This is a genomic window from Nonomuraea lactucae (assembly GCF_003313395.1).
GTDB lineage: Bacteria > Actinomycetota > Actinomycetes > Streptosporangiales > Streptosporangiaceae > Nonomuraea > Nonomuraea lactucae.
This window is the reverse complement of record NZ_QNFZ01000168.1, coordinates 1-23,021: the sequence shown is the minus strand read 5'-3', so window position 1 is coordinate 23,021 and position 23,021 is coordinate 1. Positions and strand designations below refer to the sequence as shown.

Below are 23,021 nucleotides of genomic sequence, written 5' to 3'. Positions count from 1 at the left end.
CGCGGGGGTCTCACACGGTCTCGTGGTCGCCCGCCCACACCGCGGGGGTGCGACCGATCCACGGACTCGCCTGTTCGAGCTGTCCGGCCAGGCGGAACAGGCGGTCTTCGAGCCCGTAACCGGCGGCGAACTGCACCCCGATGGGGAGTCCGGTCTCGTGGTCCCAGGCCAGGGGCACGGACATGGCCGGCGTGCCCGCCACGTTGAACGCCGCGGTGAACGGTGAGCGGTCGAACAGCCGGTTCAGCCAGCCAAGGCCGTCCAGTGCCTCGACGCCCTCCGCGTAGGTGCCGAGAGGCACCGGAAGCTCGGGCAGGGTCGGGGTGAGCAGCACGTCGTAGGCGCCGAAGCATCGTGCCAGGCTCCGGGCGACCGCGTTGCGCACCGCGAGCGCGCTGACGAACTGGGTGCCGCTGACCTGCTGCCCGTAGGCGTAACTGGTCAGGTTCACCGGTTCGAGGGTGGAGTCGTCCAGGGGTCGGCCGAAGGCGGCGGCCAGGCCGTCAAGCCAGTCCGTCAGGTTGGCCGTCCACAGGCGGGCGTTGGCCAGGACGAACTCCTCCCAGCCGACTCCGAGGTCGACCTCGGCCTCCTCCACCCGATGGCCCAGGGATTCGAGCAGGTGCGCCGCACGTTTCACGGCGTCGGCCACGGGGGCGGTCGTGGGTCGTCCGCCCCAGGGCCGCACGACGAGGCCGATCCGCAGGGAGCCCGGGTCGCGGGTGACCTCCTCCAGGTACGGCCGGGAGGGCTCGGTGGCGAAGTAGGGGTCACCCGGTTCCGGGCCGCGGATCTGGTCGAGCACCGCCGCGCTGTCCCGCACCGTTCGGCTCAGGCAGCCCTGCACCGCCAGGCCGTTGAAGATCTCGTCCAGGTCGGGCCCCATGGAGACGCGACCGCGTGTGGGCTTCAGCCCGAACAGGCCGTTGTAGGCGGCGGGAACCCGGATCGAGCCCGCGGCGTCGGTGGCGTGGGCGATCGGGACCACTCCGGCGGCGACGGCGGCACCCGCGCCGCCGCTGGAGCCGCCCGCACTGCGCCGCAGGTCCCAGGGGTTGCGGGTCGTTCCGTACAGGACGGGTTCGGTGGTGATGCTGTAGGCCATCTCCGGTGTCGCGGTGCGCCCGAACGTCACGAGCCCGGCGGCACGGAAGCGCCTCATCAGCGACGAGTCGGCCTGGGCGACATTCCCGGCCGCGAGCCGGCTGCCCAGTTCGACGCGTTTGCCGGCCATGGTCACCCCGAGATCCTTGATCAGGAAGGGCACTCCGGCCAGCGGTGTGCTGCCCGGGACCGGGGCGTCCTCGCCGGGCCATGTTTCCACGATGGCGTTGATCTGGCCGTTGACCGCCTGTGCCGCCGCCAGCGCCACCGCCTCCAGCTCGGCGGGTGTCACTTCACCCCGGGCGACCAGGTCCGCGAGGCCGACCGCGTCAAAGGTCACGTACTCTGAAATCTTCACTGGTGCTCCTCGGTGGGCAGGCCGGCATGATCGTCGTGGCCCGTGGATCGGCATGCGAGGGCCCCGATGGTGGACGTCTCCTGAGCGGGCGCGGCGGCCTTGCGGCTCTACCGAGCGCGGGAGACGTGGCGGGCGGCGTCAGTCAGCGGGTGTGTACGGTCGAGTCGCCGGACGACGAACCGTGGTCGATCCGGCCCCTCCGGACGAGCGTCGTGGTGACTTCGTCCAGCTGGGCCAGCACGTCGTCCTCGATGTCGGTGAGCCCGGCGCTGACACGCTGGTACGCCGACCGGCCCCGCGTACTGAGATGGACCAGAACCCGCCGCCGGTCGTAGGCGTCGACCTCCCGGTAGGCCAGAGCGGTGGCCACCAGCCGGTCGATGACCCGGGTCAGCGTCGGGCCGGTCACCATGGTCCGGGACGCCAGGTCGGACATGGTCAGCGGCCCGGCATCGGCCAGCGCCTCCAGGGTGAGCCACTGGTCGACGGTGAGCCCCTCGGGTTTGACCACCCGCTCCACGAGTGAGGTGGCCCTGCGGGCCGCCACGATGAAGGCGCCCGCGGATGACGAGCCGTCGATGCCTGCGTCTCCCATCCGGGCCCCCTTGCGGGTCAAACTTCCTTCTGAGACAATTCCAGATGAAAATATATCAACTACTCTCGTTCCGCAACCCACCGGAGCCGACATGGCGACAGACGCGGCGGCACGGGCAGAGGCGGGTATCCTGCGCATCGCGATGGTGATCCCGTTGCAAGGTCCGGCCGGTCTCCTCGGGCCCTCCTGTCAGGCCGTCACCGAGCTCGCGCTGCACGAGTTCAACAGCGCGGACGGCATCATCGGGAGGCAGGTGGTCGCCGAGATCGTCGACGGAGGGGCGGAGCCGCAGGCCGTGGCGGCCGTGCTGCGTCGCCTGGTGGCCGCGGGCGCGGTGGACGCGGTGAGCGGGTGGCACATCTCCTCGGTGCGTGACGCCGTCGCGCCGGTCCTCGCCGACCGGGTGCCCTACGTGTACACGGCCTTGCACGAGGGCGGTGCGGCGGGTAGCGGGCCACTGTGCACCGGCGAGATCCCCCGTCTGCAGATCCGGCCGGCGCTGGGGTGGCTGCGGGACAACATCGGCGCCAAACGGTGGTTCATCGTCGGCAATGACTATGTGTGGCCGCGCGGCACCGCGCGCGCCGTGGCGCGCTTCGCCGAGGAGCTCGGCCTGCGAATCGTGGGCGAATGCTTCGTCGGGCTCGGATCGGGCCGGACGGCCCGGGCGATCCCGCTGATCGAGCAGTCCGGCTGCGACGGCGTGCTGATGCTCCTGGTGGGACAGGACGCGGCCGAGTTCAACAGGGTGTTCGCCAGGCGCGGGCTGCACGAGAAGCTCGTCCGCTTCAGCGTCATGCTGGAGGAGAACATGCTCATGGCCAGCGGGCTCGCGGCCACGAGGAACCTGTTCACCGCGGCCGCATACTTCCGCTCTCTTGCCAACGCCGACACCATGGACCTGCTCGGCAGGTATGTGGGCCTGCACGGTCCGACGGCGCCGGCGCTGAACGTCGCCGCGGAGTCCTGCTACGAGGGCCTGAAGACGCTGGCCCAGCTCGCTCGCCGCGCCGGGTCGCTCCAGCCGGACGCGCTGGACAGCGTCGTCGACCGTGTCGCTTACCACGGACCGCGGGGAACCGTGGAGTTCCGCGGCCGGCAGGCCGCGCAGAGCGTGCATCTCGCGGTCGCCGACGGCTACGACTTCGACGTGATCGCGTGTCTCTGAGCGTCCGGGCCCACTGAAAGTTTCTCGCCCACGTCTTGACAGTGAGGACACTCCCGCGCCACATTACTTTCATCTGGAATAAATCCAGATGGTTGTAGTTGCGGCAGGCCCGTGAGCGGGCCGAAGGGGGATGACCATGCTCAACGTCGGTCTGCTCTACGCAGGGGCCACCCTGGTGCGGCTCGAACCGGAGGGCGTGGGCTGGTTCTCGCTGTTCGTGGCAGGGGCCGCCGTCGTCTACGCCGGCCTGGCCCGATCGCCGCGACCTGCGTGGGCCTGCTCGCCCTGGCCGCTCTCCTCGGTTTCAGGACACCTGCCCAGGAGAGGGAGGCCCGGCTGGCATCGTTCACCACCTGATCGCAAGCTCCCGCACCACCGTAGATCACCACAACCTGAAGGAGCCCGCCATGCGGCACGGTGACATCACGTCCAGCCCTGACACCGTCGGAGTCGCGGTGGTCAACTACAAGATGCCCCGCCTCCACACCACTCCCGAAGTGATGGAGAACGCGCGGACGATCGCCGACATGGTCGTCGGCATCAGGCAGGGCCTGCCCGGCCTGGACCTGGTGATCTTCCCGGAGTACTCCCTGCACGGCATCATGTACGACCGCGAGGAGATGTACGCGACCGCGACCACCATCCCCGGGCCCGAGACGGAGATCTTCGCCGCCGCCTGCCGTGAGGCCGGCGTGTGGGGGGTCTTCTCGATCACCGGTGAGCGGCACGAGGACCACCCGAACAGACCGCCGTACAACACCCTGATCCTCATGAACGACCGCGGCGAGATCGTGCAGAAGTACCGCAAGATCCTGCCCTGGTGCCCGATCGAGGGCTGGTACCCGGGCGACGGCACCCACGTCACCGAGGGACCCAAGGGCCTCAAGGTCTCGCTGATCATCTGCGACGACGGCAACTACCCCGAGATCTGGCGTGACTGCGCGATGAAGGGCGCCGAGCTGATCGTCCGCTGCCAGGGCTACATGTACCCCGCCCAGGAGCAGACGGTGAACATGGCCAAGGCCATGGCGTGGGCGAACAACAGCTACGTCGCCGTCGCCAACGCCGCAGGCTTCGACGGCGTCTACTACTACTTCGGCCATTCCTCGATCATCGGCTTCGACGGCCGGACGCTCGGAGAGACGGGCACGGAGGAGTACGGCATCCAGTACGCCCAGCTCTCCTTGTCCGCCATCCGCGACGCCCGCGCCCAGGACCAGTCCACCAACCATCTGTTCAAGCTGCTGCACCGGGGATACTCCGGCGTCCACGACGGAAACGACGGCGACAAGGGCGTCGCGGAATGCCCGTTCGACTTCTACCGGACCTGGGTCACCGACCCGGAGCGGGCACAGAAGAACGTCGAGGCGTTCACCCGCGACACCATCGGTGTGGCCGCCTGCCCCGTGGGCTCGCTCCCGACCGCGGACTCCGCGTCCTCTTGACGTGCGCGCACCGGCACCGGCGAGCCGCCGGTGCCGGTCCTTCCTCGCGGTCGCACGCATCTCCGTAACGAGGAAAGAGACCGATGACGACCATCCGGACCGACCACCACCGCCCCCTCGCGACCGCTCATTCGGCCAGCATCACCGAGCCTGACGCTTTCTGGCTGCGCGCTGCCGAGGACATCGACTGGGAGCGCCGCCCGACCCGTGCCCTGGACGCCCGTGACGGCGCGCCCCATGGCCGCTGGTTCCCCGGCGGGCGGCTGAACACCTGCTACAACGCCGTCGACCGGCATGTGCGCGTCGGCCGGGGCCAGGACACGGCTCTGATCTACCACAGCGAGATGACGGGGGAGCGAGCCGGCTTCAGCTACCTGCGACTGCGCGACGAGGTCGCACGTGTGGCAGGCGCCCTGCGCCGCCTCGGCGTCCGCCGTGGCGACCGCGTCGTGATCTACATGCCGATGGTCCCCGAGGCCGTGTTCGCCATGCTGGCCTGCGCCCGGATCGGCGCCGTCCACGCCGTCGTCTTCGGCGGATTCGCACCGCCCGAGCTGGCGGCACGCATCGACGACGCCCGGCCCCGTGTCGTCGTCACCGCCTCATGCGGACTTGAGCCCTCCCGCGTGGTGGAGTACCACCCCCTCCTCGAACAGGCGCTGGACCGTGCCGAGCACCAGCCGCGGCACTGCCTGGTGCTCCAGCGGAGCCAGGCGACGGCCCAGCTGAGGGCGCCACGTGACATCGACTGGGACGCCGTCGTGCCGCACGCCGATCCCGTGGAGTGCGTGCCGGTGGAGGCCACCGATCCGCTGTACATCCTCTACACCTCCGGTACGACCGGACGGCCCAAAGGGGTGGTGCGTGACAACGGCGGCCACGCCGTGGCGCTGCGCTGGAGCATGTCGAACATCTTCGACATCCGCGCCGGTGAGGTCTTCTGGGCGGCGTCCGACGTCGGGTGGGTCGTGGGCCACTCCTACATCGTCTACGGACCGCTGATCGCCGGGGCGGCCACCGTCCTGTACGAAGGCAAGCCCGTGGGCACCCCGGACGCGGGGACGTTCTGGCGTGTGGCGCGTGAGCACGGAGTCGCGGCCCTGTTCACCGCGCCCACAGCGCTGCGGGCCATCCGCCAGGCCGATCCCGGGGCATCGCGGCTGGTGGACCTTCCCCAGCTGAGGACGATCTTCATGGCCGGGGAGCGGCTGGATCCCGACACCTATCGATGGATCCGCGAACGCGTGGGCAAACCCGTCGTCGACAACTGGTGGCAGACCGAGACCGGATGGCCCATCGCGGCCAACCCGATCGGTCTCGACCGGCATCCGCCCAAGGAAGGGTCGGTGACCAGACCCATGCCGGGATTCGATGTCAGCGTCCTGCGCGGCGACGGCACACCCGCCGGCCCCGGTGAGCAGGGGGCGATCGTCGTGAAGCTGCCCCTGCCCCCGGGCGGCCTCACGACGCTTCACGGGGACGACGACCGGTTCGTCAAGTCCTACCTGACGACATTTCCCGGCTACTACTGGACCGGAGACGGCGGGTACATCGACGAGGACGGCTACCTCTTCGTCATGGGCCGCACGGACGACGTCATCAACGTCGCCGGGCACCGCCTGTCCACCGGCGCCATGGAACAGGTCATCACCACACACCCCGACATCGCCGAATGCGCTGTCATCGCGGTCCCGGACCCGCTCAAGGGGCACCTTCCCGCCGCGTTCGTCGTCACGGTCGCGGACATTCGCGCCACCGAGCAGGATCTGGCGAAGGACGTCATCAGGCTGCTGCGCGAGCAGATCGGCCCCATCGCGAGCCTGAAACACGTGGCGGTGGTCGACCGCCTGCCCAAGACCCGCTCGGGCAAGATCCTGCGCGCGACCATGCGGGCCATCGCCGCCGGAGAGCAGTACGTCACGCCGGCGACCGTCGAGGACCCGTCCGCTCTCGACGAGATCACCGGCGCCCTCGCCCGGGTGAGCCCTCCTTTCGGGGCGCCCGGAGAAACCACCGCCGCTCGTCCCCTCACAAGGAGGAATGTCATGCCGCCAGCCGTGCACGGAAGCCGGAAAACGGTCAGCAACAGCTCGCGCACCGTTCCCATCGGCTCGCTGCCGCCGCTGGGCGTCGTACCCGAGCGCATGTACGCGCAGGTCGTGCGGCAGGACCGCTTCGGCGACCCGGCTCAGGCATTCCAGGTGGAGGAGGTGGACGTGCCGCCGATCGGCCCCGACGAGGTGCTCGTCGCCGTCATGGCCGCCGGCGTGAACTACAACAATGTCTGGGCCGCGCGAGGCTACCCGGTCGACGTGATCGCCCTGCGGCGCAGGCGCGGCGAGTCGTACGACTTCCACATCGGGGGCAGCGACGCCTCCGGGATCGTCTATGCCGTCGGCTCGGCTGTACGTGGCGTCGAGGTCGGCGCCCACGTCGTGATCCACCCCGGCTACTGGGACGCCGACGACCCCTGGACAGCGGCCGGCAAGGACCCCATGCTCGCGCCCTCCGCCCGGATCTGGGGGTACGACACCAATTTCGGGTCGTTCGCCCAGTTCTGCCGGGTCCAGTCCCACCAGATCCTGCCGAAGGCCGAGCAACTGAGCTGGGCGGAGTCCGCGGCGCCCACCCTGGTCGGCACGACTGCCTACCGGATGCTGCACGGCTGGGAGGGGAACACGGTCCAGCCGGATGACATCGTCCTCGTCTGGGGTGGTTCGGGGGGACTCGGCACACAGGCCACCCAGCTTGCCGCCGCCGCCGGCGCCAGGGCCATCGCGGTGGTCTCCGACGACCGCCGTGGCGAGTACGCGATGAAGTACGGCGCGGTGGGTTATGTCAACCGGCGTGAGTTCGACCACTGGGGCGTGCCACCGCGCAGCGATGACGCGGACGGCCAGGCCCGTTGGACGGCGGGTGCCCGCGCCTTCGGCAAGCGGCTGTGGGAGATCGCGGGCGAACGGCGGGACCCGGCGATCGTCCTGGAACACCCGGGCGAGGCGACGGTGCCGACCAGTATCTACCTGTGCCGGCCCGGCGGCATGGTGGTGATCTGCGCCGGGACGACCGGCTACGACGCGGTGGTCGACCTGCGTTACCACTGGACCAGGCAGAAGCGATTCCAGGGTTCCCACGGGACCAACGACGACCAGGCGCGCGCCTACCACGACCTTGTCCGTGCCGGAACCATCGATCCCTGCCTCGGCAGGACCATCGCCTTCCACGAACTGCCCGAGGCCCACGCCGCGATGGCGCGGGGGGAGGACGTGTTCGGCAACGTGGTCGCCCTGGTCGGAGCGGCGAACGGAGCCCAGGGCTGAACCGGCGACGACAAAGAACAGTCCACGTACGGGCACGGGCTCCGTCAAGCGTTCAACCCTTCCCGCACTCCCCGCGCCAAAATTGCCCGAAATTCGCGCCCGGGCCGGTGCGCCGGTCTTCGAAAACACGCGATGACCAGCGCATATGCGGCGGCCCCTGCAACTTGGCGGTGATGGCACGGGGCATATCTTGGTGTCATCGGCTCTTCTCCGCGCATAGTGACCCACTGGCCGGAGCCGATGCGAGGCATCGATGACCAATGGCACATCGACCACCTCGAAGCAACGGCCGGCCGAAGGGCTGCCCGCCGAGGTGACCAGTTTCATCGGACGTCAGCACGAAGTGGCCACAATCAAGCGCCTCATGGGCGATTCGCGCATGGTGACCCTGATGGGGCCCGGTGGTGTCGGCAAGACCCGGCTGGCCCTGCGGGTCGCCACCGGCCTGCGACGGGCCTTCCCCGACGGCGTGTGGCTGGTCGAACTCGCCGAACTCGACAATTCCGGCATGATCCCCCAGACCATGGTCGCCGCGCTGAAGATCCAGGACCACTCCGCCCAGGCCGGCATCCAGGTGCTCACCGAGTACCTGCGCGGCCGGCGGATGCTGGTCGTGCTGGACAACTGCGAGCACCTACTCAACGAGGCGGCCGTGGTGGCCCAGCGGCTGCTGCGCTCCGCCCCCGAGCTGCGCATCCTGGCCACCAGCCGGCAGCCGCTGGGCCTCGCCAGCGAGCAGGCGTTCACCGTGCCGACGCTGCCGCTGCCGGACGACGAGGTCCAGCACGGCGGCCAGCACGGCGCCTCGTCCGCGACGTCCGACGCGATCAAGCTCTTCGCCGAGAGAGCCCAGGCCGTCGTGCCCGATTTCACCGTCACCGACGACAACCGGGACGTCATCGAGCGGATCTGCCGCCGCCTGGACGGCCTGCCGCTCGCCATCGAGCTCGCCGCCGTGCGGCTGCGCGCGCTCTCCGCCGAGCAGCTGCTCGACCGCCTGGACGACCGCTTCCAACTGCTCACGGGGGGACCGCACGTCACCAGATCCCGCCACCAGACGCTCCGCGCCCTGCTCGACTGGAGTCACGACCTGTGCACCGAGCAGGAGCGCCTGCTATGGGCGCGCATCTCGGTGTTCACCGGCAGCCTGGACCTGGAGGCCGCCGAGGCGGTCTGCGCCGGCGACGGCATCGCGCGCGACGAGATCATCGACCTGGTGATCGGCCTGGTGGAGAAGTCGGTCCTGATCAGGGAGGAGCATCCGACCGGAGTGCGCTACCGGCTGCTCGACACGATCCGGCAGTACGGGCGGGAGCGGCTGGTCGCGTCCGGCCGCGAGCAGGAGGTGAAACGCTGGTACCGCGAGTACTACCGGCGGTTGTCGCACGACGCGATGGCGCAGCTGTTCGGCCCGGCACAGGTCAAGCTGCTCAACCGGCTGCGGGCCGAGCACCCGAACCTGCGCACCGCACTGGAGTACTGCCACGCCGAGCACGCCGGGCTCTGCATCGACATGGCGAGCGACCTGCTCTACCACTGGATCACGAGCTGCCACCTGGGTGAGGGGCGCGACTGGCTCGAACAGGGGCTCGCCGACACCGCGGGCGGGTCGGAGGTCAGAGCGCGGGCCATGTGGGCCTGCGGCTGGCTCGCCATCATCCAGGGCGACCGGGCCTCGGCCACCAGGCTGCTCGAAGACAGCAGGATGCTCGCCGAGCGGTACGGGCTGGAACCGGTCCTCGGCTACGTCGCGCTCTACTCCGGCATGGTGGCCATGCACGACGGGGACACCGCGAAGGCGATCGGCTGCTTCGAGGACGCCGTGGCCCGCCACCGCGCCGCCGGAGACCCCGCCGGCGAGGTGCAGGCGCTCACCCGGCTCTCCCTCGCGCACTCCTTCCTCGGCGACCACGGGCGCGCCGTGGCCGCCGCCGAGGAGAGCCTCGCCGTCTGCGATGCCCACGGCGAGACCTGGCACCGGGCGTACACGATGACGGCGCTCGGCATCGAGCACTGGCGGCAGGGCGATCTGCGGCGCGCGACCGCGATGGAGCAGGAGAGCCTGCGGGTGTTCAACGCGCTGGACGACTCGGTCGGGGTCGGGGTCAGCCTTGAGGTGCTGGCCTGGGCCGCCGCCTCCGACGGGCAGTTCGCGCGGGCGGCCGAACTGCTGGGCGTCCTCCACAACGTCTGGGAGGCGATCGGCGTGCCGCTGCTGGGTTACGGCCATCTCCTGCGCTACCACGAGGAGTGTGAGACCCGTACGCGCCGGACGCTGGGCGAGGCGGGCTTCCGGGCGGCCGTCAAGCGCGGGACCAGGCTCTCCCGCGACGACGCGCTCGCCTACGCCCTCATGGAGGACACGTCCTCGGGCGGCCGGTCCGGCGCCTCCCGCCGGTCCGGGGCCGCGGACGGCGACCAGACCCTCACCCCGCGGGAGGCGGAGATCGCCCGGCTCATCGCCCGGGGGATGAGCAGCAGGGAGATCGCGGCGGTGCTGGTGATCGCTCAGCGCACCGCCGAAGGCCACACCGAGCACATCCTCCGGAAGCTCGGCTTCAACTCCAGGGCACAGATCGCCGCCTGGGTCGCCGAGCAGGCGCGGCGGTCCGGCGAGGGCCCCCCGGGCGGGGAATGAGCATGGCCGTGAAGGACAGGCTCCAGAACCTACTGCCCGCCGCACGGCAGGTGGCGGACCTTTCACCCGCCTTCACCTCCCGCTTCATCGGACGCAGGCACGAGATCTCCGAGGTCAGGCGGGCCCTGCCCAAGACCCGCCTGCTGACCCTGACCGGCGCGGGCGGGGTCGGCAAGACACGGCTGGCGCTGCACGTCAGCGAGCTCGTACGACCGAAGTACCGGGACGGGGTCCGGCTGGTGGAGCTGGCCATGATCGAGGACGAGGCGCTGCTGGTGCCGGCCGTGGCGGCCGCGCTGGGGGTCCGCGAAACGGGACCGGACCCCGTGGCCGTGGTGGTGGAGCATCTGACCGACAAACGGATGCTGCTGGTGCTGGACAACTGCGAGCACCTGCTCGACGCCTGCGCGGACCTGGTGCACCAGCTTCTGCGCGGCACCACGTGGCTGCGGATCCTGGCCACCAGCCGCCAGTCGCTCGGGGTGTACGGCGAGCAGGTGCTGGCCGTGCCGTCGCTGCGGTTCCCGGCGCCGGGGGACAGCACCCGGGACATCGCCCGGTCCGACGCCGTGCGGCTCTTCGAGGCGCGGGCGGCGACCATCCGGCCCGGCTTCCTCATCGACGGCGACAACGCCCCCGCGGTCGCCCGGCTGGCACAGCGCCTGGACGGGATCCCGCTGGCCATCGAGCTCGCGGCGGTGCGGCTGCGCACGACACCGGTGGAAGACCTGGTGAACGAGCTCGACGAATGCCTGGAACGGCCGGCCGAGGTCGGCCCCGGCACGCTGCCGCGCCACCAGACGCTCCGAGCCACCATGGACTGGAGCTACGGGCTGTGCTCGCCCGGCGAGCGACGGCTGTGGGAGCGGCTGTCGATGTTCGCGGGGGGCGCCGACCTGGAGACCGCCGAGGCCGTCTGCCCCGGACAGGGCCTCGCGCGCGAGGACGTCCTGGACCTGATGGCCGGACTGGTGGACAAGTCCATCCTGAGCCGGCCGGAGCCCAACGGAACGGGCATCCGCTACAGCATGCTGGAGACCATCCGCGCGTACGGCCGCGAACGGCTGCCCGCCGAGCACGAGCATGGGCTGCGCCGGCGCTACATCGACCACTACAACCGGCTGATCGGGCGGCTGCGCGTGGACCGGATAGCCCCCGACCAGGTCGACAGCCACCTGAGGCTGAACCGCGAGATGGCCAACGTCCGCGTCGCCCTCGACCTCTGCTTCGACGATTCCGGCGACGCGCCCATCGGGCTGGAAATCGCGTCCGCGCTCTGGGGTGACTGGCTCGTCGGCGGCGCTCTCAGCGAGGGCCGGCACTGGCTGAGACGCGGCCTCGCGCTGGTGGACGGACCGAGCGTCGCCAGGGTGATGGGCCTGTGGGCAAACGGGCTGCTCGCCCTCTACCAGGGCGATCCGGTGGCCCGGCCCAGCATCGACGAGTGCCTGGCGCTGGCGCTGCGGCTGGGTGACGAGCCGACGCTCGCCTCCGCCATCCAGATGTCCGGCGTCGGCGCGCTGACCGCGGGCGACGCCGAGGGCGGGCTGGCGCTGATGGAGGAGGCCCTCGCCCGGCAGCGCGCGACCGGCGACGTCCACGCCGTGGGGCTCACGCTGTATTTCTCCGCGCTGTTCGCGTCCGCCCTGCGCCCGGCCCGCGCCGCCGCGTACGGCGAGGAGCTCGTGCGGATCTGCGAGGCGCACGACGCGGCGCTCTACCGCGCGTACGCCCTGTACGCGGTCGGCATGGCCCGCTGGGAGCAGGGCGAGTGGCGTCAGGCCGAGGCCAAGATGCGGGAGGTGGCCGCCTACTACGGCGCCGTGGACGACAGGTGGGGCCTTCTCCAGTGCCTGGAGGTCATGGCCTGGACCGCCGGGGCGCGCGGGCGGCACGAGCGGGCCGCCCGGCTGCTGGGCATCGCCCACCATCTCTGGCTGACCTTCGGCACCTCGCCGTCGCGGCTGCGCATCCAGGCCCGCTCGCACGAGGAGTGCGTCGAGCGGGCCCGCCGCGCCCTGGGCGCCAAGGCGTACACGGCCGCCTACCGGGACGGGACGAGGCTGGGGGTGTCCCGGGTCGTCGCCTACGCGCTCGAGGACGAAGAGTGACGATCGAGGCACCACCCCCAGGGCTCCGCCGGCGTTACCCCACCTGCCCCACCGACCCCACCTGCCCCACCGACCCCACCGCCCGGCGGAGCGCCTCGCCGGTGAGGGAGCCCTGGTGGGCCAGCAGCTCGGCGGGGGTGCCGGTGAACACCACCTCGCCGCCGTTCTTGCCCCCGTCCGGACCCAGGTCGATGATCCAGTCGGCCTGCTGGATGACGTCGAGGTTGTGCTCGATCACCACCACCGTGTTGCCCTGGTCGACCAGCCGGTCCATCAGCCTGAGCAGCGTGTCGACGTCCGACATGTGCAGCCCCGTCGTGGGCTCGTCCAGGACGTACACGCTGCCCGTGCGGTGGAGCTGAGTCGCCAGCTTGAGGCGCTGCCGCTCGCCCCCCGACAGGCTGCTGAGCGACTGCCCCAGGCTGAGGTAGTCGAGGCCGACGTCGTTCAGGGCGCGCAGCTTGGCGCGCAGCTGCTTCTCGGTGAAGAACTCGACGCCCTCCTCCGCCGGCATCTCCAGCACGTCGGCGATCGACCTGCCACGCAGCCGGTGGGCCAGCACCGACTCCTTGAACCGGCGCCCGTCGCAGGTGTCGCAGTGCGTGGTCACCGGGTCCATGTAGGCCAGCTCGGTGATGATCATGCCACGCCCCTGGCACTCCTCGCACGCCCCGTCGGAGTTGAAGCTGAACAGCCCGGCCGCCACCCCGTTGGCCTTGGCGAACAGCTGCCGGATGCCGTCCATCAGCCCCAGGTAGGTGGCGGGGGTGGAGCGGGACGACGCCCCGATGGCCGACTGGTCCACGAAGATCGCCTCGGGGTGGGTCGCCATGAACACCTCGGCGACGAGGCTGCTCTTGCCCGAGCCCGCGACGCCCGTGACCGCGGTGAGCACCCCGGTCGGGACGGCCACCGAGACGTTCTTCAGGTTGTGCAGGGTGGCGTTCTCGACGGGCAGCTTGCCCTGCGGCTCCCGTACGGACTGCTTGATCAGGCCGGTCCGGCGCAGGCCCTGCCCGGTGAGGGTGCCGGCCTCGCGCAGCCGCTCGACGGGCCCCTCGAAGACGATCTCGCCGCCGTGGACGCCCGCCCGCGGGCCGACGTCCACCACGTGGTCGGCCACCGCGATCACGTCGGGGTCGTGCTCGACGACGAGCACCGTGTTGCCACGGTCGCGCAGCGCCCTCAGCAACTGGTTCAGCCGGCCCACGTCGCGCGGGTGCAGGCCGGTGCTCGGCTCGTCGAAGATGTACGTCACGCCGACCAGGGTGCTGCCCAGGTGCTTGACGAGCTTGAGCCGCTGCCCCTCGCCACCGGACAGCGACGAGGTCGCACGGTCCATGCTGAGGTAGCCCAGACCGATGTCGGCCACCCGCTCCAGCGCCTGGCGCGCCCCGTCCGCGATGGAGGACTCCAGTCCGGCGAGCACCTCGATCAGGTCGGTGACCTGCATCCTGGCGTAGTCGGCGATGTTCAGGCCGCCGATCCGCACGGCCAGCGCCTCCTGGCTCAGGCGGGCGCCGTCGCAGGCCGGGCAGACGCCCTCCTCGATGAACGGCCTCGCGGCCTCGCGGTTCTTCTCGCTGGTGTCACGCTTGAGGCTGAGCCGGACGAAACGGTTGACCAGCCCCTCGTACGTCATGTTGAACATCCCGCCCACGGACACCTTGCCCGTGCCGTACAGGAAGGTGCGCAGCTCCTCCTCGGAGTAGTCGCCTAACGGCTTGTCCGGGTCGAGCGCCTCGTACGCGCCGTACATCTGCCAGGTGACGCTGCCGACCTTGTAGCCGGGCAGCAGGATCGCGCCCTCGTTCAGCGACCTGGACCGGTCGATCATCCGGTCGACCACCGGCTGGACCGCCCGCCCGAGCCCCTGGCACCCGGGACACATGCCGTTGGGATCGTTGAACGAGAACAACGACACCGGCCGGTCACCCTGCCTGGCGAACAACGCCCTGATCATCGGCATGATGTCGGTCATCGTGCCCACGGTCGACCGGGCGTTGCCGCTGACCGGCTTCTGGTCCACGATGACCGGCGTCGTCAGGTTGTCGACGGTGTCGGCGTGCGGCCGCTCGTACTTCGGCAGCTGGTTGCGGATGAACCAGCTGAACGTCCCATAGAGCTGGCGCTGCGCCTCCACCGCCACCGTGTCGAACACGATCGAGGACTTACCGGAGCCGGACACCCCCGTGAACACGGTGATCTTGTTCTTGGGGATCTCCAGCGACACGTCCTTCAGGTTGTGCACGCGCGCGCCGACGATCCGGATGTTGTCGTTCACCAAAACCCTTTCCATCGAAGAAGGGGCGGGTGAACCGGGCGTCACCCGCCCAGAGACCTCTTGAGGAAGTCGACCTGGAGCAACAGCAGGTTCTCCGCCACGACCTCCTGCGGCGTCATGTGGGTGACGCCCGACAGCGGGAGGACGCCGTGCTGGCGGCCGGCCGCGAGGAGCGCGGACGACAGGCGGAGCGTGTGGGCGGCCACGACGTTGTCGTCGGCCAGACCGTGGATCAGCAACAGTGGGCGATCAAGCTTAGCGGCGTCACCGAAAAGTGAGGAATTGTCGTACACGTCCGGCTGCTCGTCCGGGTGGCCCAGGTAGCGCTCGGTGTAGCACGTGTCGTACAGCCGCCAGTCGGTCACCGGAGCGCCCGCGATGGCCGCGTGGAACACGTCCGGCCTGCGCAGCACCGCCAGCGCCGCCAGGAAGCCGCCGAACGACCAGCCGCGGACGGCCACGCGGCCCAGGTCGAGGTCGTCGGGATACTGCTCGGCCACGCCCTGCAGGGCGTCGATCTGATCCTCCAGGACCGGCGTCGCCAGGTCGTTCAGCACCGCGCGCTCGAACGCCGGCCCCCTGCCCGGCGTGCCCCGGCCGTCGGCCACGACCACCGCGAACCCCTGCTCGGCGAACCACTGGCTCTCCAGGTAGCCGCCGCGCCGGTTGAGCACCCGCTGCGCGTGCGGCCCGCCGTACGGGTCCATCAGGACCGGCAGCCGGCCGGAGCCCGGCTCGTGCCAGGACGGCAGGACCACCGCGGTGGCCAGCTCGCGGCGGCCGGAACGGCCCAGCGAGACCCGCAGGTCGAGACCGGGGCGCTCGGCCCGCGACGGGATCGGGATCGCCATGCCGTCGCGGCGCACCACCGTCGTCGAGACGCCCTCGGTGTCGAGGCTCTGCTCGGTGAGCACGCCGACGCCGCCGGACATCCGCCCCGAGAACACCCCGGAACGGGTCGAGACCGGCAGCAGCGAGTGGCCGTCCCAGGTCCACAGCTGGATCTCGGTGGGGTCGCCGCTCGCGCTGAACAGCACGCTGTCGTGGTCGACGTCGAGCACCGCCCGCACCTGCAGGGTCGGCGGGGTGACCGCGCGGTCGCCGACGAACAGCCGGTTGCCGCCCTCGGCGCAGGCCACCCACACCAGCGAACCGTCGTCCAGGTGGGCCGGAACACCGGTGACCACGTCCACCCAGGCCGGGTCGGTGTCCTCGCGGACCAGCGTGGACGAGCCCGTCTCCGGATCGACCGCGAACAGGCGCAGCGCCTTCTGGTCGCGCGGCATGGTCACGATCGACAGCGCGTGGGAGTCCCAGGCGGCCGTCGTCAGGTATTCGTCCTCGTACGGCACCGCCACCCGCGACCCGTCGAGACCCAGCACGAACAGCTCGGTGAGCGCGTTGGGCGTGCCCGCGGCCGGGTAGCGCTGGGCCACCGGCGGCCGGTCGGGATTGGCCGGGTCGGCGCTGTGCCAGACGCGGACCGGCCCCTCGTCCACCCGCTCGACCAGCAGCGCGTCACTGGACGGCGACCACCAGTGGCCGCGCATCCGCTCCATCTCCTCGGCGGCGATGAACTCCGCCAGCCCGTAGGTGACGGTCGGCGACTCGGGCGTGGCCAGCGCGCGGTCCTCGCCCGACGCCAGGTCCCGCACGCGCAGTGCCCCCTCCGTGACGTACGCCACGTGCCGCCCGTCGGGGGCCAGGCGCGGATCGACCACGGCGCCCGGTGTGTCGAGCCGCCGCGTCCGCCCGCTCGGCAGGTCGGCGACATAGAGGCCGCCCGACAGGGCGAAGGCGGCGGTCGTCACCGCGGAGTCGGTGCTGTAGGCCACCACGCCGCCCGCCTGCTCACGGCTGCGCTCGCGCCTGGCCCGCTCCTCCGGAGGGAGGTCGTCGCCGTCGCCGTCGTCCAGCGAGCGCGGGTCGACGACCAGGCGCTCGACATGGGTCTCGGTGTCGAGCTCCCACAGGCACGTCACCGGGTCGGTGCCCGACCGGGTGCGCAGGAACACCACCCTGCCGCCGTCCGGAGAGATCGTGAACCCCCTGGGAACCCCGAGCGTGAACCGGCGGGTCCTGGCCGACAGACGCGGGAAGCTCTCACTCATGGGCCCAATCCTGCCAGTATCCAGGGGTTGGTTACGCTCTGATTCATGACCGATCGACGGCTGCTCCTCGTGCACGCGCACCCCGACGACGAGTCGATCGGCACCGGCGCGACCATGGCGCGATACGCCGCCGAGGGTGCCCACGTCACGCTCGTGACCTGCACGCTCGGCGAGGAGGGGGAGGTCATCCCCGACCGTCTCGCCCACCTGTCCGCCGACCGCGACGACGCCCTCGGACCGCACCGCGTCGGCGAGCTCGCCGCCGCCTGCCGGGCGCTCGGCGTGGAGGACCACCGCTTCCTCGGCGGGCCCGGCCGCTGGCGCGACTCCGGGATGATGGGCGTCGCCTCCAACGACCGGCCCGGCGCGTTCTGGCAGGCCGACCTCGACGAGGCGGCGGGCGAGCTGGTCAGGATCATCCGCGAGGTGCGGCCCCAGGTCCTGGTCACCTACGACGCCAACGGCTTCTACGGCCACCCCGACCACATCCAGGCCCACCGGGTCGCGTGGCGGGCTTACCGGCTCGCGGCCGACCCCGCCTTCGGTGAGGACGAGGCATGGCAGATCGCGAAGCTCTACCACACCGCCGTGCCCCGGTCCGTGCTGCGGCGCACCGAGGAGGCGCTGCGCGAGGGCGGCACCGGGTTCGTCGTGGAGAGCGTCGACGACATGCCGTTCGGCAGTTCGGACGAGGAGATCACCACCGAGATCGACGCGCGGCCGTGGGTCGGCGCCAAACTGGCCGCCATGCGCGCCCACGCCACCCAGATCACCGTGCGGGAGCCGTGGTTCGCCCTCTCGAACGGCATCGGCCAGGAGGCGCTCGGCGTGGAGCACTACATCCTGGCCGGCGGCGTGCCCGGTCCCGCCGTACCGGGAGCCCCCGTCGAGGCAGGGGGCCTCGGAGAGCCGCACAACCGCGAGAACGACCTGTTTGCCGGGATCCACTAACCTCATTCGCCATGGAGCATCGCAGCCAGGCCGAGTCGGCGCTGGGCGGGGCCGTCTACGGCATGCTGTTCGTGCTGGGGGTCGTCATCGGGATCGTGGGCGGGTTCACGCAGGGGGCGTGGCACCTCGGCCCCGTCCCGGCCGCCGCAGTGGCGTGGCTGCTCGGGCTGTTCGGCGTCTGCCTGGGCGCCGGCAGGCTGATGGGAGTCAGGTCGGGTGCGGCCGTCACGGCCGCGGGCTGGCTGCTGGTCTCGATGCCGTTCTCGCTGAAGCTCTCCCAGGGCGACCTGGTCATCGCGGGCGGCACCGCGGGCTACGTCTACCTCTACGGCGGCATGATCGCCGTGATCGCGGCCTTCTTCCTGTCGCCCTCGCCGCGGGCCGGCGGCTCATGGCTGCTGCACGGTCAGGTGCCGCGGAGCCCGACGTAAAGTGCTTCTGTGCACCATGGTTCCGTAAAGCGACACGTGGACCGGCGGACGTACCGCAAGGTCGTCGGCAAGTTCGCCACCGGGGTGGCGATCGTCACCACCAGCCTCGAAGGCGTCGACCACGCGATGACGGTCAACTCCTTCACGTCCGTCTCGCTGGAGCCGCTGCTGGTGCTGTTCTGCGCGGAGAAGCTGGCCCGCTTCCACGCCGCCGTGCTGGAGTCCGGCGTGTGGGGCGTATCGGTGCTGCCGGAGTCCATGGAGGACGCCTCCCGCTTCTTCGCCCACCGCGGCCGGTCCCTCGACGGCCAGCTCACGCCCTGGCCACACCACCGCTCGCCCTCGGGGGTGGCGCTGTTCGACGGGGCCATCGCCACCCTGGAGGCCGTCACCACGGCCGTCCACGACGGCGGCGACCACTCGATCATCGTCGGCTCCGTCACCACCCTCGGCACCCCGGCCGACGCTCACCCGTTGCTGTACCACGAGGGCACGTACAAGACCTTCCGGGCGGCGGGCGAACCCACTTGAGCGCCCCGGCACTCCCACGCGGGACGCCGTGACCGTGCCACACGCGAGGCACCGGAACCCCGGCACCCCAGGGCGGGAATGCCGAGCCCCGGGAGCCGGGGCGTACCAAGCCCCGGCACCCCGGAGACATCGCCGGGCAGGGACTATCTCACTGGGCCGGAGGCGCTGGGGTCGGGGTCGGGTCGGTGCCGGTCGGTTGAGGTGTGGCGCTCGGGGTCGGGGTGGGGGACGGCGAGTCCGATGGCGGGACTTCCTGGGTCGGCGCCGGGCACGTCGGGACCGGGGCCGCTGAGGCCGTCGGGGTCACGGTGCCAGTCGGGGTCACGGTGCCAGTCGGGGTCACCGTGTCACTCGGCGTGGGCGTGGGCGTCACCGTGGCCGAGGGAGTCGTGTCCGTGGGCGTAGCCGCCTCCGGCGGCGTGGCCGTCGGGGTGGCCGTCTGCCCCGAGAGTGGCGTGTCCGGCGGTGACGCGGTGTTCGACGGTGATGCGGTGTCCGACGGTGATGCGGTGTCCGAGGGGGACGGGCCGGCCGTCGGGTCGGTGGGGAGCGCCGTGGGCGTCGCGGACGCCTCGGGCGGGGACGGCTGGCAGGTGAAGGTGACCGTGGCCGTGACCGTCACCGTGGGGGCGGTGGCCGTGACCGTGGCCGTGGCCGACTGCGTCACCGTCGAGGTCACCGTGACCGTGCCGGCCGGGGCCGGGGTCTGCGTGACCGTGACAGTGGGGGTGGTCGAGGGCTTGGCCGTCACGGTGCGAGTGGGCCACGGCAGGACCTTGGCGGAGATCTTGGGTTTGCCCCTCACCTTGTACGTGCCCGTGCCCAGCTTCTTGGTGGTCTTCCCCGCGCCCGTGGTGACGGGGAGCTGGGTGGTGGCGGTCTTGCAGGACTTGCCCTTGCAGACGCGCTGCCTGACGGTGAAGCGGGCCGCGCCGTCGTACTTGATGGAGACGTTCAGATGGGAGACGCCGTCCTTCTTGACGACCTTCGTCTTGGCGGTGTACTTCCCGATCGTGGGGGTTGGTGTCGGAGTCGGAGTGGGCGTCTTGGTCGATGCCACCACGACGCGGAGAGGGGGATCGATTGTGCCTAAGGGATCGGCGTTCGACGTGCGGGTCATCGCGAGTCCGCCGGCACCGGCCAGGGCCATGGCGCCGATGAGCGCGCCCAGGGTGGTGAATCTCATGATCCTGCTCTTATAGGAGATTTCAGGACGTCGATCATTATTCCGACTTGTCAAGATTGGTCAAGACTGAGACGCATGAACGGCCGATACCGGTTCCGGAAGGTGGCGAACTACCTCAACCTCGCCACCCCCCTGGGTCTGCTCATCGCCGCCGTCGGCGGGGCGTCCAGGGAGCCTGGCCCCGACGGCCTGGTGCTCGCGTACGGCTACCGCTACCGCTTCCCCGTCGCGGGTGCGTTCACTGTCGGCAACGTCGTGCTGACCAAGGCGAACACGCTGGACGAGCGGCTCATCAAGCACGAGGCCCGGCACGCCACCCAGTGGGCGTGGTGCGTGGGCCTGCCCATGCTGCCGCTCTACCTGCTGGCCATGCTGGTCTCGGTGCTGCTCTGCGGCCACCAGGCCACGTACAACGTGTTCGAACGCCTGGCGGGACTCGACGACGGCGGCTATCCCCGCGCGCCGCTCTGGTGGCGAAGGCGCGGTTGACGTCCTCCCCGTTCGAGCCTCAGGGTGAGGGCGCCGAGGGCCAGGCCGGAGACCGTGCCCGCGCAGAGCACCGATGCCGTCGCAGGGCCGACCACGGTCACCCCGGCCAGGGACAGCCCGGAGACGAGCAGGGCGATCCCGGCGTAGGCGGTCGTCGCCAGCCGCACGAGCCGGACACGGGACTGCTCGGCGGGCAGCGTGCGGGCGGCCAGCCAGGCGAGCGCGGGCAGGAGCGCACCGGAACGCGGCCACGGTGGCCCAGACGGCCACGGCGATCAGCACGCCGCCCCCTGCCGCCAGGATCCGCGAGACGACCGTGTCGAAGCCGGTGGCCGTGTTGAAGTGCGATGGCACGCCGCGCCACGCCTGCGTCGTGATCGCCGCCAGCTCCACGGCCGACGCGGCGGTGAAGACGCCGACCAGCACACCGCGCGTGCGCTCGCGCAGCCGTACGAACTGGGTGACCCAGGCCAGGGTGAGCACGCTCAGCGTCGTCGTACGCGCCCGATCTCGGCATGAGCCCCGGCCCCGGTCCGGGCCGACGCTCAGGGCCGGAGACGGAGGGTGTGGACGGCGGCCTTCCTGACGGATTCCGGCCTGGATCGCATGGGCAGCAGCTCGCCCCTGGCCCACAGCGCGGCCTGGTCCCAGTAGTTGTCGTGGAACGCGTGCCCGGAGGCGCCGGTCAGGTTGATCCAGCCGGACCTGTCCAGGTCGCCCAGGTCCACGACCATCCGCATGGAGGGCACAGCGGTGACCGCGTACCCCTTCTGGACGTTCCAGCCGGTCGCGTTGACGGCGTCCTTCCCGCCGGGCACCGCCAGCGGCCCCCTGTTGAACAGTGCCTCGATGGGCGAAATGCCCGAGGTGCCGAGCGAGGCGTGGGTGAGCGTCAGCCGGTGCAGGTCGCCCCACCGCCAGGCCCCGGTGTCATCGCCGAGCAGTTCGGACACCTCCTGGTAGGCGCCGGCCAGCGCCCGGCGGAGGATGTCGTCGCGGGTCTCGGTGCGGTTCTTGGTGGCGGTGTCGTCCCAGAACGGGTCGTCGGGCGCGTCGAGCAGCCGCCTGACCACCTCGTACCAGCGGTCGCCGCCCGTCGCCCTGGCCTGCTCGGGCAGTTCGTCGTCGAACGCCGCCTTGAGGAGGTGGCGCCAGACCGCGTTGAAGTAGGCCGCGGGCGCCGAATCGGGGTCCTGCGAGCCGTCCCAGCCCCTCAGCAGCTCCCTGGCCTGCTCGCTCGGGCCCGCGAGCGTGACGTTCATGAGCGCGGGCACGAGCGTCGCGGCCAGGCGGTTGCTCGTGTCCTGCTGGATGCGTGACATCTTCGCCGTGTCGACCTTGCCCTTCCCGATCTCCTCGCGCAGCCGGTCGGCGATCCGCTGCGACCGGTAGCCGTACGTCCAGTCCTTCGTCAGCAGCGGCGGGTAGCGCTTGGGGTCGATCACGGCGTTGTTGGCCGTGACGATGTAGCCCTCGGCGGGGTTCTCCAGGGACGGCAGCTGGTCGTAGGGGATGGGGGCGGTGTTCCACTCGTACTCGCCCGTCCAGCCCGGCACCGGCAGGGTGCCGTCACCCCTCTCGCGGATGGGGATCCGGCCGGGCGACTGGTAGCCGATGTTGCCCTCGGCGTCGGCGTAGAGGAGGTTCTGGGCGGGCACCTCGAACAGCGCGGCTGCGGCCCTGAACTCGTGCCAGTCGGTGGCCTCGTTGATCGCGAAGATGGCGTCGGCGGTCCTGCCCGGCATCAGCGCGGTCCACTGCAGGGCCACCGCGTTCGCGCCGTCGCCGGGTTTGACGCCGCCGATCACTTCGTTGATCAGCGGACCGTGCCTGGTGCTCCTGACGGTGATCGTGACGGTCCCTCCGCCCGCCACCTTGATCTTCTCCTGCCTGGCCTCCAGCTTGACCTTCTCGCCTTTGAACAGGTAGGTGTCGCCCGTCACCTGCTCCAGGAAGAGGTCGGCCACGTCGGGGCCGAGATTGGTGAACCCCCACGCGATCTTGTTCGTGTGGCCGATGACGACGCCGGGCACGCCGGAGAAGGTGAAGCCCGTCACGTCGTACGCGCACTGGTCGGACAGCTCCCTGCAGTGGAGCCCCGCCTGGTACCAGACGGACGGCATCGAGGCCGACAGGTGGGGGTCGTTGGCCAGCAGCGGCTTGCCGCCGGCGGTGTGCTCGCCGGCGACGACCCACGAGTTCGATCCGATGCCCGCTCGGTCGGCGGTGCTCATCGTGCCGGGCAGCGCGTCGAGCGCCTCGGCCGCCCGGGCCAGCGCCGCGGCGCCCGCCCGCCCCG

Annotated in this window: 16 protein-coding genes; 9 read left to right on the top strand and 7 right to left on the bottom strand. The window is 71.0% G+C overall.

Annotated features, from left to right (window positions below; all coding sequences use genetic code 11):
- Window positions 1-10: 10 nt before the first annotated feature.
- A complete protein-coding gene (locus DQW85_RS11260) occupies window positions 11-1,462 on the bottom strand; it encodes an amidase (protein ID WP_113700288.1) in 1,452 nt (483 codons plus the stop codon).
- Window positions 1,463-1,604: 142 nt separating this feature from the next.
- Window positions 1,605-2,057, bottom strand: coding sequence for a MarR family transcriptional regulator (locus DQW85_RS11255; RefSeq protein ID WP_113700287.1), 453 nt, complete (start codon window positions 2,055-2,057; stop codon window positions 1,605-1,607).
- Window positions 2,058-2,148: 91 nt separating this feature from the next.
- Here DQW85_RS11255 and DQW85_RS11250 point away from each other — a divergent pair, with 91 nt between their 5' ends.
- The 5 genes from DQW85_RS11250 to DQW85_RS11225 all read left to right on the top strand — a co-directional run bounded on the left by DQW85_RS11250 (window position 2,149) and on the right by DQW85_RS11225 (window position 12,739).
- On the top strand, window positions 2,149-3,225 hold the full coding sequence (locus DQW85_RS11250; protein WP_205315034.1) for a substrate-binding domain-containing protein: 1,077 nt from the start codon (window positions 2,149-2,151) through the stop codon (window positions 3,223-3,225).
- Window positions 3,226-3,632: 407 nt separating this feature from the next.
- Window positions 3,633-4,670: an aliphatic amidase gene (locus DQW85_RS11240; RefSeq protein ID WP_113700286.1), complete on the top strand. Its 1,038-nt coding sequence runs from the start codon at window positions 3,633-3,635 to the stop codon at window positions 4,668-4,670.
- Window positions 4,671-4,753: 83 nt separating this feature from the next.
- A complete protein-coding gene (ccrA, locus tag DQW85_RS47615) occupies window positions 4,754-7,990 on the top strand; it encodes a crotonyl-CoA carboxylase/reductase (protein WP_113700285.1) in 3,237 nt (1,078 codons plus the stop codon).
- Between the two features lie 253 nt (window positions 7,991-8,243).
- A complete protein-coding gene (locus tag DQW85_RS11230) occupies window positions 8,244-10,628 on the top strand; it encodes an ATP-binding protein (protein WP_113700284.1) in 2,385 nt (794 codons plus the stop codon).
- A gap of 8 nt (window positions 10,629-10,636) precedes the next feature.
- The gene (locus tag DQW85_RS11225; RefSeq protein WP_162794900.1) at window positions 10,637-12,739 is read left to right on the top strand and encodes an ATP-binding protein; all 2,103 of its coding nucleotides are present in this window, start codon (window positions 10,637-10,639) and stop codon (window positions 12,737-12,739) included.
- Window positions 12,740-12,773: 34 nt separating this feature from the next.
- On the opposite strand, the gene DQW85_RS11220 is transcribed toward DQW85_RS11225, so the two are convergent.
- Both DQW85_RS11220 and DQW85_RS11215 read right to left on the bottom strand, forming a co-directional pair.
- The gene (locus DQW85_RS11220) at window positions 12,774-15,023 is read right to left on the bottom strand and encodes an ATP-binding cassette domain-containing protein (protein ID WP_338043373.1); all 2,250 of its coding nucleotides are present in this window, start codon (window positions 15,021-15,023) and stop codon (window positions 12,774-12,776) included.
- A gap of 41 nt (window positions 15,024-15,064) precedes the next feature.
- Entirely contained in the window at window positions 15,065-17,134 is a 2,070-nt protein-coding gene (locus DQW85_RS11215; RefSeq protein ID WP_113700281.1) for a S9 family peptidase, read from the bottom strand.
- 45 nt (window positions 17,135-17,179) lie between these two features.
- Between DQW85_RS11215 and mshB the strand changes: the two genes are divergently transcribed.
- Genes mshB through DQW85_RS11200 form a run of 3 tightly spaced genes read left to right on the top strand, consistent with a single transcriptional unit; the run spans window position 17,180 to window position 19,047 of the window.
- Window positions 17,180-18,085, top strand: a complete 906-nt coding sequence (gene mshB, locus DQW85_RS11210) for an N-acetyl-1-D-myo-inositol-2-amino-2-deoxy-alpha-D-glucopyranoside deacetylase (RefSeq protein WP_113700280.1) — start codon at window positions 17,180-17,182, stop codon at window positions 18,083-18,085.
- 11 nt (window positions 18,086-18,096) lie between these two features.
- The gene (locus DQW85_RS11205) at window positions 18,097-18,516 is read left to right on the top strand and encodes a DUF6113 family protein (protein WP_113700279.1); all 420 of its coding nucleotides are present in this window, start codon (window positions 18,097-18,099) and stop codon (window positions 18,514-18,516) included.
- 36 nt (window positions 18,517-18,552) lie between these two features.
- Window positions 18,553-19,047 carry a flavin reductase family protein gene (locus tag DQW85_RS11200; protein WP_113700278.1) on the top strand — a complete coding sequence of 165 codons (495 nt, stop codon included), beginning with the start codon at window positions 18,553-18,555 and terminating at the stop codon, window positions 19,045-19,047.
- Window positions 19,048-19,195: 148 nt separating this feature from the next.
- On the opposite strand, the gene DQW85_RS44395 is transcribed toward DQW85_RS11200, so the two are convergent.
- Window positions 19,196-20,233 (bottom strand): hypothetical protein, encoded by a 1,038-nt coding sequence (locus DQW85_RS44395; protein ID WP_162794899.1) that lies wholly within the window; start codon window positions 20,231-20,233, stop codon window positions 19,196-19,198.
- 75 nt (window positions 20,234-20,308) lie between these two features.
- On the opposite strand from DQW85_RS44395, the gene DQW85_RS11190 reads away from it, so the two are divergent.
- Complete coding sequence (locus DQW85_RS11190; RefSeq protein WP_113700276.1) at window positions 20,309-20,722, top strand: hypothetical protein; 414 nt, start codon at window positions 20,309-20,311, stop codon at window positions 20,720-20,722.
- Here DQW85_RS11190 and DQW85_RS11185 read toward each other — a convergent pair.
- Both DQW85_RS11185 and DQW85_RS11180 read right to left on the bottom strand, forming a co-directional pair.
- Window positions 20,683-20,889 carry a hypothetical protein gene (locus DQW85_RS11185; RefSeq protein WP_113700275.1) on the bottom strand — a complete coding sequence of 69 codons (207 nt, stop codon included), beginning with the start codon at window positions 20,887-20,889 and terminating at the stop codon, window positions 20,683-20,685. The genes DQW85_RS11190 and DQW85_RS11185 overlap by 40 nt on opposite strands.
- Before the next feature lie 378 nt (window positions 20,890-21,267).
- Window positions 21,268-23,021: penicillin acylase family protein (locus tag DQW85_RS11180; RefSeq protein WP_162794898.1), on the bottom strand; the 1,754-nt coding region annotated here is incomplete at its 5' end.